The sequence below is a fragment of the Clostridium tagluense genome, from assembly GCF_003865095.1.
In the GTDB taxonomy this organism is placed as follows: Bacteria; Bacillota; Clostridia; order Clostridiales; family Clostridiaceae; genus Clostridium_AD; species Clostridium_AD tagluense.
In genome coordinates this window covers 65788-85020 of sequence record NZ_BHYK01000023.1, presented here as the reverse complement: position 1 = coordinate 85020, position 19233 = coordinate 65788, and the positions used below count along the sequence as shown (strand labels likewise).

General features: G+C 33.4%; 13 protein-coding genes. All 13 read left to right on the top strand.

Annotated elements, in window-relative coordinates:
- Positions 1–475: 475 nt before the first annotated feature.
- The 13 genes from uvrC (at position 476) to Ctaglu_RS17750 (ending at position 19175) form a co-directional block, all read left to right on the top strand.
- A complete protein-coding gene (gene uvrC, locus Ctaglu_RS17810; RefSeq protein WP_125004179.1) occupies positions 476–2338 on the top strand; it encodes an excinuclease ABC subunit UvrC in 1863 nt (620 codons plus the stop codon).
- Positions 2339–2485: 147 nt separating this feature from the next.
- On the top strand, positions 2486–3421 hold the full coding sequence (gene murB / locus Ctaglu_RS17805; RefSeq protein ID WP_125004177.1) for a UDP-N-acetylmuramate dehydrogenase: 936 nt from the start codon (positions 2486–2488) through the stop codon (positions 3419–3421).
- Positions 3422–3736: 315 nt separating this feature from the next.
- The gene (rapZ, locus tag Ctaglu_RS17800) at positions 3737–4621 is read left to right on the top strand and encodes an RNase adapter RapZ (RefSeq protein ID WP_125004175.1); all 885 of its coding nucleotides are present in this window, start codon (positions 3737–3739) and stop codon (positions 4619–4621) included.
- A complete protein-coding gene (mgfK, locus tag Ctaglu_RS17795; protein WP_125004173.1) occupies positions 4618–5949 on the top strand; it encodes a gluconeogenesis morphogenetic factor MgfK in 1332 nt (443 codons plus the stop codon). The genes rapZ and mgfK overlap by 4 nt, the downstream gene beginning before the upstream one ends.
- Before the next feature lie 57 nt (positions 5950–6006).
- Positions 6007–6957, top strand: a complete 951-nt coding sequence (gene whiA, locus Ctaglu_RS17790; protein ID WP_125004171.1) for a DNA-binding protein WhiA — start codon at positions 6007–6009, stop codon at positions 6955–6957.
- Positions 6958–6965: 8 nt separating this feature from the next.
- Positions 6966–8270, top strand: a complete 1305-nt coding sequence (locus tag Ctaglu_RS17785) for a DRTGG domain-containing protein (protein WP_125004169.1) — start codon at positions 6966–6968, stop codon at positions 8268–8270.
- Positions 8271–8313: 43 nt separating this feature from the next.
- Complete coding sequence (locus tag Ctaglu_RS17780) at positions 8314–8598, top strand: Dabb family protein (protein WP_125004167.1); 285 nt, start codon at positions 8314–8316, stop codon at positions 8596–8598.
- Between the two features lie 80 nt (positions 8599–8678).
- The gene (locus Ctaglu_RS17775) at positions 8679–12251 is read left to right on the top strand and encodes a DNA polymerase III subunit alpha (protein ID WP_125004165.1); all 3573 of its coding nucleotides are present in this window, start codon (positions 8679–8681) and stop codon (positions 12249–12251) included.
- A gap of 305 nt (positions 12252–12556) precedes the next feature.
- On the top strand, positions 12557–13516 hold the full coding sequence (gene pfkA, locus Ctaglu_RS17770) for a 6-phosphofructokinase (RefSeq protein ID WP_125004163.1): 960 nt from the start codon (positions 12557–12559) through the stop codon (positions 13514–13516).
- Positions 13517–13597: 81 nt separating this feature from the next.
- Positions 13598–15358, top strand: coding sequence for a pyruvate kinase (gene pyk / locus Ctaglu_RS17765; protein WP_125004161.1), 1761 nt, complete (start codon positions 13598–13600; stop codon positions 15356–15358).
- 317 nt (positions 15359–15675) lie between these two features.
- A complete protein-coding gene (locus Ctaglu_RS17760; protein ID WP_125004159.1) occupies positions 15676–16035 on the top strand; it encodes a DUF1540 domain-containing protein in 360 nt (119 codons plus the stop codon).
- A gap of 128 nt (positions 16036–16163) precedes the next feature.
- Positions 16164–17555, top strand: coding sequence for a 23S rRNA (uracil(1939)-C(5))-methyltransferase RlmD (gene rlmD, locus Ctaglu_RS17755; protein WP_125004157.1), 1392 nt, complete (start codon positions 16164–16166; stop codon positions 17553–17555).
- Between the two features lie 372 nt (positions 17556–17927).
- Positions 17928–19175: a hypothetical protein gene (locus tag Ctaglu_RS17750; protein WP_125004155.1), complete on the top strand. Its 1248-nt coding sequence runs from the start codon at positions 17928–17930 to the stop codon at positions 19173–19175.
- Positions 19176–19233 lie beyond the last annotated feature (58 nt).

The window sequence follows — 19233 nt, the reverse complement described above, 5'->3', positions numbered from 1 at the left end:
CATTGGAATTCGCAAACACAAGAAAAGGCTATTGGAGAATTTCCAACAGCCCAATTATGACTCGCTCATTAACAAATGATACTTTAAAGAGACGTAACTACATATTCTTTTCGGATTATTATAGCCATGTTAAACCGTAAACTAATGAAACGCCGTATACCGAACGGTACGTACGGTGTTGTGAAAGGGGCGAAACATTTTAATTGTTAGCCTCTATTCGATTATACTTTATTATTATATATTGAGGCGATTTAGGAGATGAATTAACTAATGAAGCTAAATGGTAAGGCAAATTCTATAATAGTAGTAAAATAATACGTGTAGTAATTTGTTATAAATTGCCCAGGAAATAGGACTATATAGCTATAATTATGACCATATATGGTTGTTTGTGAACATGTGCCACAGAGAAAGACTAGGAGACATAACAATTGATAATTGTTATGTACCCCAGAGAAGGTTAAGGAGGGTTAATGTGTTTGATTTTGAATATCAACTAAAGATTCTTCCAGAGGCACCAGGAGTATATCTTATGAGGAACCATCTTGGTGAAGTAATATATGTAGGGAAGGCTAAAATATTAAAAAATAGGGTAAGACAATACTTTCAAAATTCAAAGAATCATTCTGAAAAAGTGAAGGCTATGGTAAAAAATATAGCTGAATTTGAATACATAGTGACGGATTCAGAAATGGAAGCACTAATACTAGAGTGTAATCTTATTAAGAAATATAGTCCAAGATACAATATTTTGCTTAAGGACGACAAACATTATCCTTTTATAAAAATAACCATAAATGAGGAATTCCCAAGAGTTTTCGTAACTAGAAATATTGCAAATGATGGAGGGAAATATTTTGGACCATATACAGATTCGGCTGCTGTATATACCGTTATTGAACTTATAAAAAAAATATTCCCCCTTAGAACCTGCAAGCGAGTTATTAAAGAAGGATTACCTCATACAAGGCCTTGCTTGAACTATCATATTGGGCTTTGCAAAGCTCCTTGTGCTGGTTATATTAGTAGAGAAGATTATGGTGAATTCATAAAAGGTACAATGCAGCTGCTTACAGGAAAAGATACAAATATAGTGGATGATCTAAAGGGAAAAATGGGAAGCGCAGCAGAATCTTTGGAATATGAAAAAGCAGCGGGTTTTCGAGATAAAATTTTGGCGGTAGACAAGATAAACGAAAAGCAAAAAATTGTAATAGGTAATTGTGAAAATGAAGATTTCATTAATTTATATGTGGATGAAAAAGATGTCTGTCTTCAGGTGTTTTTCCTTCGGGATGGAAAGATAATAGGTCGGGAACATTTTATTTTAAATGACGAAGCGGGTGAACTAGGAAGTGAACTTATAGAAGGATTTATAAAGAGATTTTACGGAGGTACAGCCTTTATTCCTAAAACTATATATGTTCCTTTTATAAATGAGGGAGAGATTCTGGAGCAATGGCTTAGCATGAAAAAAGATTCAAAGGTAACCATTAAGATTCCTCAAAAGGGAGAAAAGAAGAAGACCTTAGAGATGGTAGAAAATAATGCTAAGATAACCCTTGCGCAATTCAAATTAAAGGATAGAGAGGATAAGGAAATTCATAAAATTGCATTGCAGGAGCTTGTAGAATTATTGGAACTTGGCGAAATACCAGAGAGGATTGAATCCTATGACATTTCGAATATAATGGGGGTAGATTCTGTAGGTACCATGGTAGTTTTTGAAGATGGAAAGCCTAAAAGCAGCGATTATAGAAGGTTTAAAATAAAATCAGTAATAGGAGCTAATGATTATGATAGTATGCGTGAAATCTTAGAGCGGAGATTTAAGCGTGGACTTTATGAAGTGGAAGAAATAAAAGAAAGAAATTTAGAATTAAGTAAAGGCAAGTTTTGTATATTTCCTGATTTAATTCTTATGGATGGCGGAAAAGGACAAGTCAATGTGGCGTTAGAGGTGTTAAACAATCTTAATATCCATATACCTGTATGTGGAATGGTTAAGGATGACAGGCACAAAACTAGAGGACTTATATATAATAATATAGAGATGATTATGAAAAGTAATTCTCAAAGCATGCATTTAATTACTAGAATACAGGATGAGGTGCATAGATTTGCTATTACTTATCACAGAACCTTAAGAGATAAAAGAACTCTATATTCTATATTAGACAATATACCTAATATAGGGGAAAAGAGAAGAAGAGAGCTACTCAAGAAATTTGGTAGCATTGATAATATAAAAAATGCAAGCAATAAGGAATTAATGGAAACACCCTCCATGGATAGTAAAGCGTCGCAATGTGTTTTAGAATATTTCAAAAAACAGTAAATAGTGACCTAGGAACTAATAATGAATTTAAATTGTTGAAATATCTTGTGAAAAAGGGTAAACTAAAATAGCTATAACTTTCCTAACATGAATTATAATTTATGTTAGGAAAGTATATAAATATATTAATATGTTCAAGGAGAGTATATGAAGCAATATGTAGAATTATTTAAACAATTATATGAAGTAATAGACAAAGCAAACATAATGATAGATGAGCCAATGAAAAACCATACTTATTTCAAGGTAGGTGGGCCAGCGGATATCTTAGTAACTCCAGAAGATATTAAAGAAATTCAAGCTATAATAAGAATTTGCAAAGAAAATGGAGTTAAATATTATTTAATAGGCAATGGTTCTAATTTATTAGTAAAAGATGGTGGAATTCGAGGGGTAGTTATAAAGCTATCTAAGATTGATAAAATTGAGGTAGAAGGAAATAAAATAATGGCACAAAGTGGAGCTACATTATACAACGTGGCTGAGGTAGCTTTGGGCAGTGGGCTTAAGGGCATGGAGTTTGCCAGTGGAATTCCAGGTAGTATTGGTGGCGCAGCAGCTATGAATGCAGGAGCCTATGATGGCGAAATGTCTATGGTAATGGAAAGTATGTTAGCAATTGATAATAATGGAGAATTATTAACTTTAACAAAGGGTGAAATGGAACTTGATTATAGGAGTAGCGCAATTTTAAAATACGGATACACAGTAGTATCAGTTACTCTTAATCTCCAGGTTGGAGATGTGGAAGTTATAAAAGCAAGGATGGACACTCTTGCGAAAAGAAGAAGTGATAAGCAACCTTTAGAATACCCATCAGCCGGAAGTACATTTAAAAGGCCAGAAGGCCATTTTGCCGGTAAGCTTATAGAAGATTGTGGATTGAAAGGTACTTATGTTGGAGAGGCTCAAGTGTCTGAGAAGCATTCTGGTTTTATTATTAATAAGAAGAATGCCAGTGCAAAGGATATTCTGGAATTGATTCAGCTTGTTCAGAATCAAGTGAAAGAAAAATTTGGGGTACAACTTCACACCGAAGTAAAAATTTGGGGAGAAGAAAAAGAATCATCTAAACAAGTTTAAATAACCACATTTCAGAAGGATTTTCTTCTGAAATGTGGTTTTAATATAATTAAATAATCATGGGATACACAGTAAGAAAAGAAATTTTGGGTTTAAGCTTTTTATAAAGCAGGGCTTTTTGATAAGTTACTAAAATGCACAACGGGATAAACTGTTGTGCGTTTTTTTTTCACATATACCCTGGACATCTCTTTAAAAAATATCCTTGTGATGGCTAACTTGTTATTTTTTTCAGATGCCTAATCACCCCTAAATGTGTTATAATAAAAAAATGAAACTGTATTATTAATAATCTTTGTAAAGGGGGGTTTTTAAATGAGATTTGTTATATTAACGGGACTTTCCGGTGCTGGTAAAACACAAACTATAAGAAACCTTGAAGACTTAGGATTTTTTTGTGTAGATAATTTGCCACCTACAGTAATTCCTAAATTTGCAGAGGCATGTTATCAAACCAACGGAAATATAGATAAAATCGCACTAGTTATAGACATTAGAGGCGGAAAATTTTTTGATGATTTGTTTGAAAGCTTAACCTTTCTAAAAGAACAAGGATATATGTATGAAATATTATTTTTAGAGGCTTCAGATGAAGTACTTGTTAAAAGATATAAAGAATCAAGACGAAAACATCCTCTAGCTCCAGAGGGAAGGGTTTTAAATGGAATTGCAACCGAAAGAAAAAAACTTAAGGATGTACGTGAGCGTGCTGACCATATAATTAATACTACTAAACTTTCTGCAAGAGAGCTTACGGAAGAAATAAATAATATTTATGCGGAAGAAGGTCAGATGGAGACAAAACTTATGATAACTGTGCTTTCTTTTGGCTTTAAATATGGGATACCTGTGGATTCGGATTTAGTATTTGATGTTAGGTTTTTGCCAAACCCATATTATATTCCAGAGCTTAAACAGTATTCAGGTAATGAAAAGCCAGTTCGCGATTATGTACTAGATTTTGAGGGAACTATAGTATTTATAGAAAAACTTCAGGATATGTTAGAGTTTCTTATTCCCAATTATAAAAAAGAGGGGAAAAGACAACTTATAGTATCTATTGGATGCACAGGGGGAAGACATAGATCCGTAGCTATAGCCAACAAAATTTATGAAATACTAGAGCAAAGCGGATATAGTGTCAATATAGATCATAGGGACATATATGAAGATGTAAATAGAGGTGGCGGAAAGCTATGATAACCAGGGATTTGCTCAAACCTGGTGTTAATATAAAAAGATGGGTTCTTGTAGGTATTATAGGGATTTTCTTACTGTTTTATGGAATTAATGAGTTTATTAATAAAAAATATTTGTGGTCTATAAAGTCAGCTTTTCCTATTTTTTTCATTGGTATCGGAGTTTTGATTTTGTATATTGCTTTAATGCAAATTATTAAATCATTTATTATATTGATAAACATAGGAAATGTAGATGTAGCAATTGACTCGAAAAATTTTGGGGATTTGATTTATGAAAAGAGAGCACTTGTAAAAGGTCCTAAAATTGTAGTAATCGGAGGCGGTACAGGTCTTGCAACTATGCTCCGAGGCTTAAAAAAATATACCAATAATATAACTGCAATAGTTACGGTGGCAGATGATGGCGGGGGATCGGGTGTTTTAAGGGAAGATTTAGGGATTCTCCCCCCTGGAGATATTAGAAATTGTATTTTAGCCTTAGCAGATACGGAGCCATTAATGGAGGAATTATTGCAGTATAGATTTAAAGATGGACGGCTCAAGGATCAAAATTTCGGTAATTTGTTTTTAGCAGCAATGGATGGAATTTCAAATAATTTCGAAGAAGCTGTTCAGAAAATGAGTTCGGTGCTTGCTGTAACAGGAAGAGTTATACCAGTTACACTAGATAATATGATATTAAAGGCGAAACTCCAAAATGGAAAAATAATTGATGGAGAATCCAATATACCAAAAGCTGCCCTAGATTATAACAGTCCTATTGAGGAGGTTTTTATAGAGCCTATAGATGCTAAAGCAATTAAGGAAGCATTGTTTGCCATAAATGGCGCAGATGCAGTAATCTTAGGACCAGGTAGTCTCTATACTAGCATTATTCCCAATCTATTAGTACGGGAGATAAGAGATGCCTTAGATAAAACAAAAGCCTTAAGGATTTATGTGTCAAATATAATGACTCAGCCAGGAGAAAGCGATGATTTTTGCGTATGCGACCACATAAAAGCTATACATAAGCATGCTGGATGCAAGGTTGTAGATTATGTTTTAGTTAATGTAGGGAAATTAAGTAATGAGTTAGAAGAAAAATATCAAAAGGATAATTCTAATATGGTTAATATAAACGAAAAGGAAGTTAAAAAGCTGGGTATAGAGGTAATTAAGAGCGATTTTGTAAAGATTCAAAAGGGATACGTAAGGCATGACGCAGACAAGCTTGCAGCCATTATATTAGAAACAATTATGGAAAAAAAACTATTTTACGATAAGAAGAGAATAGTGGAGTATTTTTATTTATCACAGAGGCTTAAGGAACATAAAAATAAATAATGATCCATATTTATTTTTATGATCTTTGGGAAAATAAACGCAATAAGGAGTAAAATAATGTCATTTTCGTCTAAGGTTAAAAATGAAATTTGTAGATTTACAGAAATGAGCAAGAAAGAAGCCATGGCAGAACTTGCGGCTATAATGAAGGTTAGTGGAACTATTGGACTTGGTTCAAATAAACAAGTGAATTTTCAAATAACTACCGAAAATCCTGCAATTGCAAGACTTATCTTTAAATTATTAAAGGAGCACTTTGCCATTCATGCTAGGTTACTAGTCAAAAGAAGTAATTCTCTTAAGAAAAAGAATGTTTATGTGGTTATAATTACAGAAGAAATGGGTGTTAAAGACTTATTAAAGCAAGTGGCAGTACTAGAAGACGAGAACTTTTTTTCCATAGATTATACTATACCAGAAAGGTTAATTGATGCTGAAGAATGCAAACGTAAATATATAAGAGGTGCATTTTTAGGTGGTGGAAGTATCAGTAATCCAGAAAAAAACTACCATGTAGAATTTGTTACGCATGACAGTGATTATGCGCAGGAACTGTGCACACTTATTAATAGTTATGGACTATGTTCAAAGATAATACAAAGAAAAAGTAGTTTTGTAATTTATATTAAAGAAGGTGAGCAGATTGTTGATCTACTTAATATCATTGGTGCTCATAACTCATTATTATTCCTGGAGAATGTAAGAATAATGAAGGAAATGAGAAACAATGTAAATAGGCTTGTGAACTGCGAAACCGCCAATCTTAGCAAAACAGTGAATGCATCAGTAAGACAAGTGGAGAGTATTAAATTAATACAAAAGGAATTAGGGTTTCAAAGGCTTCCTAAAAATTTAAGGGAAATTGCGGAACTTCGCCTTGAGTACCCAGATGAATCACTAAAAGAGCTTGGTGCAATACTTGAACCACCAGTGGGCAAATCTGGAATTAATCATAGATTAAGAAGAATAGAAAAGATTGCTGAGGAATTAAGGAAAGAAGGAAGGTAAAACATCTAATGTCAAAGCATGAAGAGATTGTTAATTTTATCATTTCCCTAGATATTGGAACTAAAATTTCAGTAAGGGGCATAAGTAGCGAACTCGGCCTTAGCGATGGTACAGCATATAGAGCTATAAAAGAAGCTGAAAATATGGGAATTGTTAAGACTGTACCTAGGGTTGGAACTGTAAGAGTAGACAAAGTAGATAAAAAAAATATTGAAAGCTTGACTTATGCTGAAGTTATAAACATCCTTGATGCAACAATTTTAGGTGGAAAAAAGGGCATAAACAGAAGTTTAAATAAATTCATAATAGGGGCAATGGCTGTTGAAACTATACATAAATACATAAGCCCAGGGTATCTACTTATCGTTGGAAATAGGGAAGAGGCGCAAGAACTTGCCCTTGAAAATGAAGCAGCGGTATTAATTACTGGAGGCTTTAATTGTAGTGAAAAAATAAAGGCCTTGGCAAACGAAAAGGGTATTCCTGTATTGTCTTCATCTTATGATACCTTTACAGTAGCAAGTATGATAAATAAGGCTATTTATGAAAGTATGATTAAAAAAGAAATTATTTCAGTTGAAGATGTAATGGAAATACATCCTAAGTATCTTAGTGGCACTGACACTGTTGCTACCTGGAGAAAACTAATGATGGAAACTAATCATGAAAGATATCCTGTGGTAGATGAGAATATGAAGCTTATTGGCATAGTTACACTAAGAGATCTACAAGGGCATGATGATGAAAATGAACAAATATATAAGGTTATGAGTAAGGATACTATAAGTGTAACACCTAAAACAACAGTAGCTTATGCTGCTCACATTATGGGATGGGATGGAATAAAGCTCTGTCCTGTGGTTAATAAGAAAAAGCTAGTAGGAGTTCTAAGTATTGAGGATGTTATAAAAGCAATGGAGTTTTCACTAAGGCAGCCTCAGGTATCGGAAACTATAGAAGATCTTATTTTAAAGAATTTTAAATGTGATATTGAGGGGGAGAGGCTACACTTTAATGGTCAGATTATTCCTCAAATGCTAGACCCTGTTGGAACTGCATCTTGGAGTTCACTTAATATGCTTTTATCAACTATGGGAATAATGGCACTAAGAAAAAATAACAATATCAATATTTCGGTAGATAGTATTATGGCATATTTTATGAAGCCTGTACAAATGGGTAGTGATATAGATATATATGCAGAAGTCCTGGATAAGGGCAGAAGTTTTTCTAAAGTAGAAATCAGTATGTATAATAGACTTAAGCAGCCCGTGGCAAAGGCTATGATTTCCGCAAAAACATTTAGTAAATAATATATGGGTTGATATTAATATGATTTTATGAGGAGGTACTTTAATGTTTACACACATAGTATTTTTCAAGTTAAAAAGTAAAGAGCAAGCACAGGGTGCTAGAAATATTTTACTTAGTATGGAGGGAAAGATACCACAACTTAAGGGGCTAGAGGTGGGAGTGGATATTCTACATACTGAGCGTTCTTATGATTTAGTTTTGATTACCAGGTTTGATACACTAGGCGATATGAAATCTTATGCGGTACATGAGTATCATGTAAATGAGGTGCTTAAATATTTAAAACCAATGCTCGAGTCTTCTAAAGTTGTGGACTATGAGAGTTAAATTGGGGATTAATTAAGGCCTCTGTGGATAAAAATAACTTTATATGATTAATTATATGGTTTGAGGGGAAGTGAAAAAATATGCACCAAAAATCAGAGAAAGAAGACGTAGAAAATTTCGTTCATCTCCATGTACATACAGAGTATAGTTTGCTGGATGGTTCCGGGAAGATTAAAGAACTCATATCTAAAACCAAGGAGTTAGGTATGAAGAGCATTGCTATAACAGACCATGGAGTGATGTATGGCTGTGTGGAATTTTATAAGCAGGCAAAGGAGCAAGGCATTAAACCTATTATTGGGTGTGAAATATATGTAGCTGCTAAGTCTATGTACATAAAAGAAGCAGATAGAGAAAATCAAACTCATCATTTAGTGCTTTTAGTTAAGAATGCATTGGGGTATGAAAATTTAATGCGGATAGTATCCGCAGCTTCCATTAAAGGCTTTTATTATAAACCAAGGGTTGATCATGAATTTTTGTCAAAGTATAGTGAAGGAATAATAGCTAGTAGTGCATGCCTTGGTGGTGAGGTTCAAAGTCATCTTCTTCGCGATAATTATGAAAAAGCAAAGGAAATAGCACTGCAATATAAAGAAATTTTCAAAGATGGCTTTTATTTGGAATTACAATATCATGGTATGCAGGACCAACTTAAGGTCAATGAACTTTTAATTAAACTTTCAAAGGATACAGGAATTCCTTTAATTTGTAGTAATGATACTCACTATATTAATAAAGAGGATGCAAAGGCTCATGATGTGCTCTTATGCATTCAAACAGCGAAAACTGTGGATGAAGAAAATAGAATGAGATATCCATCAGATGAGTTTTATTTAAAATCTCCTGATGAAATGAAAAAGACCTTTGCTTATGTTCCAGAGGCTTTAAGTAATACAGTAAAAATTGCAGAGCAGTGTAATTTTGATTATGAATTTCATGTATCTAAATTACCCAAGTTTCCATTACCAGACGCAGTAGATCCTTATGAATTTCTAAGAGAAAATTGCTACAAGGGTATGTCATCGCTTTATAAGGTCTTTAGTGAGGTACAGGAAAAGGGTTTTTCTATAGAACATGTAAATGAAATAGCCGGCAGAAGTGATCAGGCTAAAGAGTATGTGGTCAGACTGGAATATGAACTTAATATAATAAAGCAAATGGGATACATAGATTATTTTCTTATAGTATGGGATTTTATAAAGTTTGCAGTAGAACATGATATTCCCACTGGGCCTGGTCGTGGCTCTGCGGCAGGTTCTATAGTGGCTTATGCATTAGGAATAACTAAGATAGACCCTATAAAATATAGTCTTATTTTTGAGAGATTTTTAAATCCAGAGCGAGTTTCAATGCCGGATATAGATTCGGATTTCTGCTATGAAGGACGTCAAGCTGTAATTGATTATGTAGTTGACAAATATGGCTCTGATAATGTATCACAAATTATAACTTTTGGAACTATGGCTCCAAGAGCTTGTATAAGAGATGTAGGAAGGGCTATGAATTATTCTTATGCAGAGGTAGATAGAATTGCTAAGATGATTCCAACTGTAATTGGTATAACTATAAATAAAGCTCTTGAGATGAATGCAGAGCTTAACTCCTTATATGAAGATGATATACGGGTTGAAGCACTTATAGATATTGCAAAGGCCTTAGAGGGACTACCAAGGCATAGTTCTACTCACGCAGCAGGAGTAGTTATTGCCTCGAAGCCATTAGTAAATTATGTTCCTCTTCAGAAAAATGAGGAAATGATAGTAACGCAATTTCCTATGGGAACCTTAGAGGAACTTGGGCTTTTGAAAATGGATTTTTTAGGTCTTCGAACACTTACAGTTATGAGAGATTGTGTGGATTTCATAAAGGAAAACAGGAATGTGAGTATAGATATAGATGATTTAGATATTGAAGATCACAAGGTCTATAAGATGATTGGAGAAGGTAAAACTGTAGGAATATTTCAATTAGAATCTGCAGGAATGACTAGCTTTATGAAAGAACTAAAGCCAGACAATTTAGAAGATATTATCGCTGGTATAAGTTTATATAGACCAGGTCCTATGGCTGAGATTCCACGCTATATAAGAAATAAAAATAGTATGGATAAGGTAGAATATGAAACTCCAGAGCTCGAAGAAATTCTTGGCGTTACATATGGTGTAATGGTATATCAAGAGCAAGTAATGGAAATTGTTAGAAAGCTAGCTGGTTATTCCATGGGTAGATCGGACCTTGTACGTCGTGCTATGTCTAAAAAGAAGCACAAGGTTATGGAAGAGGAACGATATAATTTTATCCATGGAATAGTCCGCGGGGATGGAACCATAGAAGTAGAAGGTTGCCTCCGAAATGGAATTTCGGAAAAGGCTGCAAACCGCATATTTGACCAAATGATGGATTTTGCGTCTTATGCTTTTAATAAATCACATGCCGCAGCTTATGCAGTGGTTGGTTATCAAACAGCATATTTAATGTGTTATTATCCCACAGAATTTATAGCTGCTATGCTAAACAGCGTAAAGGGTGCTAGTGAGAAAATAGCTTTTTATACCAGATATGCAGTGCAAATTGGTATTGGAGTGCTACCTCCTAGTATAAATGAAAGTTACGCTGGGTTTACCGTAAAAGGAGATACTATAAGATTTGGGCTTACAGCTTTAAAAAATGTAGGGGTAAATGTAATAGACAGTATTGTGAAAAATCGAGAAGAAAAAGGTGATTTCACCGGTTTCATGGATTTTTGCAATAAAATAGATACCTCCTGTGTAAGCAAAAGAGCAGTAGAAAGTCTTATTAAAGCAGGAGCCTTTGATGATTTCAAAATTCATAGGTCTCAACTGCTAGCAATCTATGAAAAAGTATTAGATGGAGTAAATAATGATAGGAAGAGAAATATTTCTGGACAAATAAATTTATTTTTAGATTTTGAAAATGATTATAATAATTTCGAAATAGAGTATCCTAATATTAAAGAATTTAAAAAGAAACATCTTTTAGCTATGGAAAAAGAAATGACAGGAATATATTTATCTGGTCACCCACTAGATGAATATGAAGAGACTCTCAAAATACAGACGGATACAAGAATATCGGATATCGTGGTAGATGAAAGCCTTGAAGAAGGTAATGAACTATTGAATGAAAGCTTTAAACTTCAAGATGGGGATAAAGTTATTATCGGAGGCATAATATCGACTGTTTCGAAAAAAGTTACAAAAAATAATGCAATGATGGCTTTTATTAATCTAGAAGACCTATATGCAAGTGTGGAAGTAATAGTTTTTCCTAAGACCTTTGAAAAATATAAGTCCTTAATAGAAGAGGATGAAATAGTAATAATAAAAGGAAGAGTAAGTATTAGGGAAGAAGAACAACCCAAGATTTTGTGTGAAGATATTAAACCCCTTTTAAAGATTAACAGTGAAAAAATTTATATTTTGATAGAAAATGAAACGATGATGAAAGATACACTAAAAAAATTAAAGCAAAACTTGACCATTTATAGGGGATACACTCCGGTATATATTTGTACAAAGGAGCCAAGAAAAATGTATGTTGCGGATAAAGCATTATGGCTCAGTGAGGAAACTGATACTATGGAAGTCTTAAGAGGCATATTTGGAAAAAATAACATAAAAATACAATAAAACCTTTACCTATTACAAGTAAAAACCACGGGGAAAATTTTTTTTCTCCCGTTTTTACCCGTTAAAAGGTTTACAATGCCACCATAGTATGCTATATATTAAAAATTTATTATTTATGAATATAAAACGTTGAATATTTCGCGAATTTTGTATAAAATTAGAGTATAAGAAAAATTTTAATTAGTATTAATATTACTGTCAATAAACATGGATATATTATAACCATAGTGGGACTAACTTTGACCCGATGGTACAGAGATTGTCCCGATAGTGCAAGGAAGAAAACTATAAGGAGGTTAATGTTTATGAAAACAATTGCGGTATTAACAAGTGGGGGAGACGCGCCAGGAATGAATGCAGCCCTTAGAGCAGTAGTTAGAATGGCTATCTATAAAGGTATAAGGGTTATGGGTGTACAAAGAGGATATAGTGGGCTTATAAATGGTGAGCTTTTTGAAATGGATAGACGTTCTGTTTCTGATATAATTCATAAAGGTGGAACTATTCTTAGAACTGCACGTTGTGAAGAATTTAAAACTCCAGAAGGAAGAGAAAAAGCAGCTAATGTACTAAGAGTATTTGGCATTGATGGCCTAGTGGTAATTGGTGGCGATGGGTCTTTCACAGGAGCACAGTATTTATCAGAAATGGGTATTGCAACTGTTGGTATCCCTGGAACTATTGATAATGACTTACCTTATACTGAATATGCTATAGGATTTGATACGGCTTTAAATACAGTACTTGATGCTATAAATAAAATAAGAGACACTTCAAGTTCCCATGAAAGAATTAGTGTAGTTGAAGTAATGGGAAGAAATTGTGGAGACATAGCCTTACACGCTGGAATTGGCGGAGGGGCTGAAAAAGTAATTATTCCTGAAAAAGGGTATGAAATAGATGATTTGTGCAAAACTATATTTGAAGGTAAGCTAAGAGGGAAAATGCACAACCTAATAATACTGGCTGAAGGCGTAGGTGGAGCAAATGAGCTTGCTAAGGAAATTGAAGAAATAACAGGAATAGAATCTAGAGCTACCATACTTGGTCATATTCAAAGAGGTGGAAGCCCGAGTGCCTTTGATAGAATGCTTGCTTCAAGAATGGGAGTAGCAGCAGTAGAAGTACTTATGGAAGGTAAATCAGGAAGAGTAATTGGTATGAGAGATGGTAAAATAATTGATGAAGATATCAATACAGCGCTTGCAATGCCAAGAAAATTAGACGAAGAACTTTATGAAATATCAAAAATTCTTTCTTATTAGAAATAAGCAAAAATATGTTAAAACAAGCATATTTAAATAGATATTAAATTCAAAAATAAGATTCAATAAGGAGAGTAATTTATGAAAAAAACTAAAATTATATGTACCGTAGGACCAGCTAGTGACAACAGTGAAACTATAAGAAGCTTAATCAATGCAGGGATGGATGTCTCAAGACACAATTTTTCTCACGGAGACCACGCTGAACATAAGATAAGAATGGATCTTGTAAAAGACCTTAGAGTAGAGCTTAATAAACATATTGCTATAATACTTGATACTAAAGGACCAGAAATTAGAACAGGAAATTTTGCAGCGGGTAAAGTTGAATTAAAAGAAGGTGCTAAGTTTACAGTTGTTTGTGGTGAAGAAGTTATTGGAGATGAGACTACTTGCTCAGTGACATATAATAAACTAAATGAAGATGTTAAGCCTAATGATATTATATTAATAGATGACGGCCTCGTAGGACTTATAGTACAAGAAGTAAAAGGTAAAAAAATTGAATGTATAGTTGCTAATACTGGCATGGTTGGTAATCATAAAGGAGTCAACGTGCCTGGAGTTTCAATAAATCTTCCTGCACTTACAGGTCAAGATATTGAAGATTTAAAATTCGGAGTTACCCAGGAAGTTGATATTGTTGCTGCATCTTTTATAAGAAAAGCTTCTGACGTACTTGACATAAGACGTATACTTAATGAAAATGGTGGAGCAGATATACAAATATTCTCTAAGATTGAAAATAGAGAAGGCGTTAATAATATCGATGATATTATTAAGTTCTCTGACGGTATTATGGTTGCAAGAGGAGATTTAGGAGTTGAAATTCCTACTGAAGAAGTTCCAATAGTTCAAAAAATGATTATTCAGAAGTGCAATGCTGCTGGAAAGGCAGTTATAACAGCTACTCAAATGTTAGATTCTATGATGAGAAATCCAAGACCAACTAGAGCAGAGTCATCAGACGTTGCAAATGCAATATTTGATGGTACAGATGCTATAATGCTTAGTGGTGAAACTGCTAATGGTAAATACCCTGTAGAGGCAGTAACCATAATGTCTAAAATAGCAAAAGCTGCTGAAGATGTTCTTAACTATGAAGAAAATTTAAACAAGAAGAGAAAGTCTCATATTCCTAATGTACCAAATGCTATTAGTTTAGCTACTTGTAATACAGCTATGGAACTCAATGCTTCAGCTATTATTACTGCAACTCAAAGTGGTAGTACAGCTAGAAAAGTTTCAGCTTATAGACCAGAATGTCCTGTTATAGCAGTTACTCCTTATGAAAAAGTAGCTAGAAGTCTTGCATTAAACTGGGGTGTAATCGCAATATGTGCAGAAAAAGTAGAATCTACAGATGAACTTATAGATAAATCTGTGAATATTGCACTAAAAGCAGGCTATGTAGAAAAGGGAGATTTAGTAGTTATGGCTGCTGGAATTCCAGCGAATTTTGTAGGTAGCACAAATATGATGAAGGTTCATATTGTTGGTGATATATTACTTCAAGGTAAGGGCAATATAAGTGCATCAGCATGTGGTACAGCTTATTATGTTAAAAGCACAAAAGAAGCTAATGATACCATGCAAGATGGAGATATTTTAGTGGTGAAAACATTAAACAGAGAATATATTGAGATATTAGATAGAGTTTCTGGAATTATAGTAGAAGAAGATGAATTAAGCTCAAGTGTTGTAATTGAATGTACATCAAGAGAAATTCCAATAATATATAATGCAACTGGAGCAACGGAAATTATTAAAACTGGTTCATTTATAACTATGGATGCAGCTCGAGGTATTGTTTATAGCGGTAGGGCTAATGTAAAAAATTAAAAAGCAACTAGCTTACCCCTAATATGCTAAGTTAGTGATGCTGTGATTAAGATTGTCAGATATATGGCAATCTTTTTTTTTGAAAATACTTTACATATTAAGAAAATTTATGTATAATTAAAACAATTATGGGTACAATTATAAATAAATACCAAGGCAACTGATTTCTATTAGAGCATCTATATGGTGCTTTTTTTGTTTTTAAATGAAAAATCACAAAAATTATGAGTTTAATTATCTTTATCTTTCTTTTCTATAGTATAATAAAAGTAAAAGCTACAAACTATAATTAAAATTAAGTAGTGGGAGGGATAAATATGAACGGAGTTTTAAGTTGCAGCGCAATGAATTGTGTTAATAATATATCAGCAATATGTTCAGCTAGGACTATCCATGTTTCTGGATCAAACGCCCATAGTAGCGAGGGAACACAGTGTGAGAATTTTGCTGAAAAGGGATTAAAGAATTCATTAATTAATGTGCTCAATATGAATGTAGTAGGTGAATTTAAACAAGCATTTAATGGTGACTCTATAGAAATGAGTCCAATGATTAGATGTGAAGCTATATATTGTAAACATAATGAAAAAAAATTATGTTTAGCAGGTAATATTATAATGTATGGGAAAGATGCTTTAAGTATTGAAAAAACAGAATGTGAGACCTTCGAAGAATAAAGTCATTTTTCAATTATAAAGTTTAGGGTTTTTCTTAGATGATGATAAAAGGCATCTTGAAAGAAATTATTTTTTCAAGATGCCTTTAGTATGGGAAAATAGTTATAGCTAAGGTAGGAGGAAAAATAATGAAAAGTAATAAAAAATTTGATAATTATATTATTCCAGTTAAAAAAAATGAAGACTATATAATGACTATAGATAATATGGGGTACGAGGGTGAAGGTGTAGGTAAGATAGATAACTTTACTGTTTTTGTAGCTGGTGCAATATTAGGTGAAAAGGTAAAAATAAAAATTGTTAAGATTTCTAAAAATTTTGCCTTTGGTAAATTATTAGAGATAATAGAATCATCAAGCAGTAGAATAGAGCCAGTCTGTAGTATATATAAGAATTGTGGAGGTTGTAATCTTCAACATATAGATTATACAGGGCAATTAGATTTTAAAACGAATAGGGTAATACAGGTTATAAATAGGATAGGAAAATTGGAAGATGTAATAGTGCACCCTACACTAGGAATGGAAAAACCTTATAATTACAGAAATAAGGTTCAATTACCTGTGTCTAATAAAAATGGAACAATAGATATTGGTTTTTATGCAGCAAGAAGTCACGACATAATAAACATGGAAACCTGCCATATTCAAGATAAGGTAGCGGATGTCGTGGTAAAGCTTACGAAACAATGGATGAAAGAGTATAATATCCAAAGTTATAATGAAGAAAATCATAAGGGACTGCTTCGTCATATTATGATTAGAAAAGGGTTTAAAACAGGAGAAGTAATGGTGGTCTTAGTCACGAATGGTAAGAATATTCCATATAAAGAAGAATTTATAGCAACGATGACTAAAAAGATCCAAGGGCTTGTCAGTGTAGTACAAAATATTAATAGTGAAAAAACAAATGTAATACTGGGAGCAAAATGTGTAACGCTATGGGGAAAAGATACTATAACTGATTATATAGGAGAATTCAAATTTGAAGTTTCTCCACTATCATTTTTCCAAGTTAATTCAATTCAAACAGAAAAGTTGTATAGTAAAGCACTAGAGTATGCAAACTTAAGTGGTGGAGAAGTGGTGCTGGATGCTTATTGTGGTACAGGAACTATATCCTTATTTCTATCTCAAAAGGCGAAAAAGGTATATGGGGTGGAGATAGTACCAGAAGCCATTGAAAATGCTATAATAAACGCAAAAGAAAACAAGGTAAATAATACAGAGTTTATAGTAGGTGAGGCAGAAAGTGCTATTCCAAAACTTATAAGTCTTGGAGTGCAGGCTGATGTAGTGGTAGTTGACCCACCAAGAAAGGGTTGTGATAAAACTCTCTTAGAAGCCATAAGCAGTATGGGACCTAGAACTATAGTTTATGTTTCTTGTGATCCGGGTACTTTAGCTCGGGACTTAGGAATTTTAGATGAACTTGGATATAAGACCTTAGAAATTCAGCCTGTGGATATGTTTCCTCAAACCGCTCATGTGGAGTGCGTGGCGCGTATAGAGAAAAAATAGCCTGGTGCCATCCACGGGGCAAGTTGAGGATTTTAGGAGAAAATTGAAGTGTGTTTTATGTTCCCTCAGACTATTAGTCTGGGGGATTTTTGCTTAAGGTGAGTTTAACAAATACTTTATATTTCATTTGGAAGGCTGTTTTTTATAATTGCGGAAAAGAATAAACTGATTTTTATTTTTTTGTTTTGTTATATAAGAAATGTTGGAGATGAAGGGACGGAAAACTTATTATTTAGGTAATATAATGACTTATGGCAATACTAATGAAAAGTCTATTTGTGAATTTGTAGGTTCGTTGTGCTATAATTACATTATACACGTACAATGTAATTATACGTTTCCATAGATTTTGCATAAAAAGGGAGTGGGAAAATGCAAAAGGAAAAAAATATTAAAGTTGGAATTGGTTTTGCTACTGGGAGAAAGAGTTTTAAGAAGGTACTGAGAACCTATATACATACTTGGTGTGAATCCGGTTTGGTAGGAAATAAAGGGGTCAGCTTAAACATTTTTGTGGCATATGATACAAATTATAATAAAACTAAAATAACGGATTTCACTAATATAAATCCAGAGCTACTGAAACAAATTGATAGTAGCGAATTTATTGGTAATAGCAATATAAGAGAAGAAATAGACTATTTAATTTCTGAAAATGTAATAGATAGTGATGAAGCGCAGCTGATATTTGGTAAGGGCTATGCAGCTAAGCGAAATACTGTGCTATATTACGCTATAAAAAATAACATGGATTATCTGGTTTTTCTAGACGATGATGAATACCCAATGGCTGTTACCAGTACCAGGGATACTGCAATATGGGGTGGACAGGAGGTCCTAACAAACCATATTAAGTATATTGCTGGAGCTGATATAACCCACGGACATCATTGTGGGTACATATCGCCTATTCCATATATGGATTTCAATGATAAAATGACAGAAGGGGATTTTAAATCATTTATTGAGGCTATAAGCAATGATATAGTTAATTGGGATACCTTGAAAAATGTTATGAAAAAAGGCGGGGTGACCTATGCTGATACAAAGATTTTGACAAGCGATGAGGCAATAGAGGTGGAGGAAATAAACCATTCAAAATTTATCTCAGGGGCTAATCTTTGTATTAACCTTACGAATCCTAGTCGCATTTTCCCGTTTTACAATCCACCAGGAGCTAGAGGTGAAGATACTTTTTTAGCTACTTGCCTAAGCGATAGGAAGGTTTTGAGAGTGCCATGCTATACATTCCATGATGGGTTTTCTACTTACAATTATCTCTTGGAGGGTGTTCTGCCAATACGACTTAAGTTTATTAAAGCGGATACAGAACAGATTATCACTCGCTTTTATAAAGCTTGTATAGGCTGGATTCGTTATAAGCCACTGTTTATCTATATAACACAACAATCTTCTTATGAAGAAAAGATTAAAGAAATGAGGCAACAACTTGTGGAAACACTACCTAAAATCTGTGAGTATTTTGGTAGGCGTGATTTTAGTAAGGTCCTAGATGAATTAGAGAAATATCATAAAAATGTTGAAAAACATTATGGTGAATTTATTGAAACACAAAGAGTTTGGGCAAAGATTATGGAACACTATTCTAAGGATAAGTAAAATATGCAAGCAATAACTTATAAACTAATCTTAAAATAGGTTTTTACCTTTTGTAAGC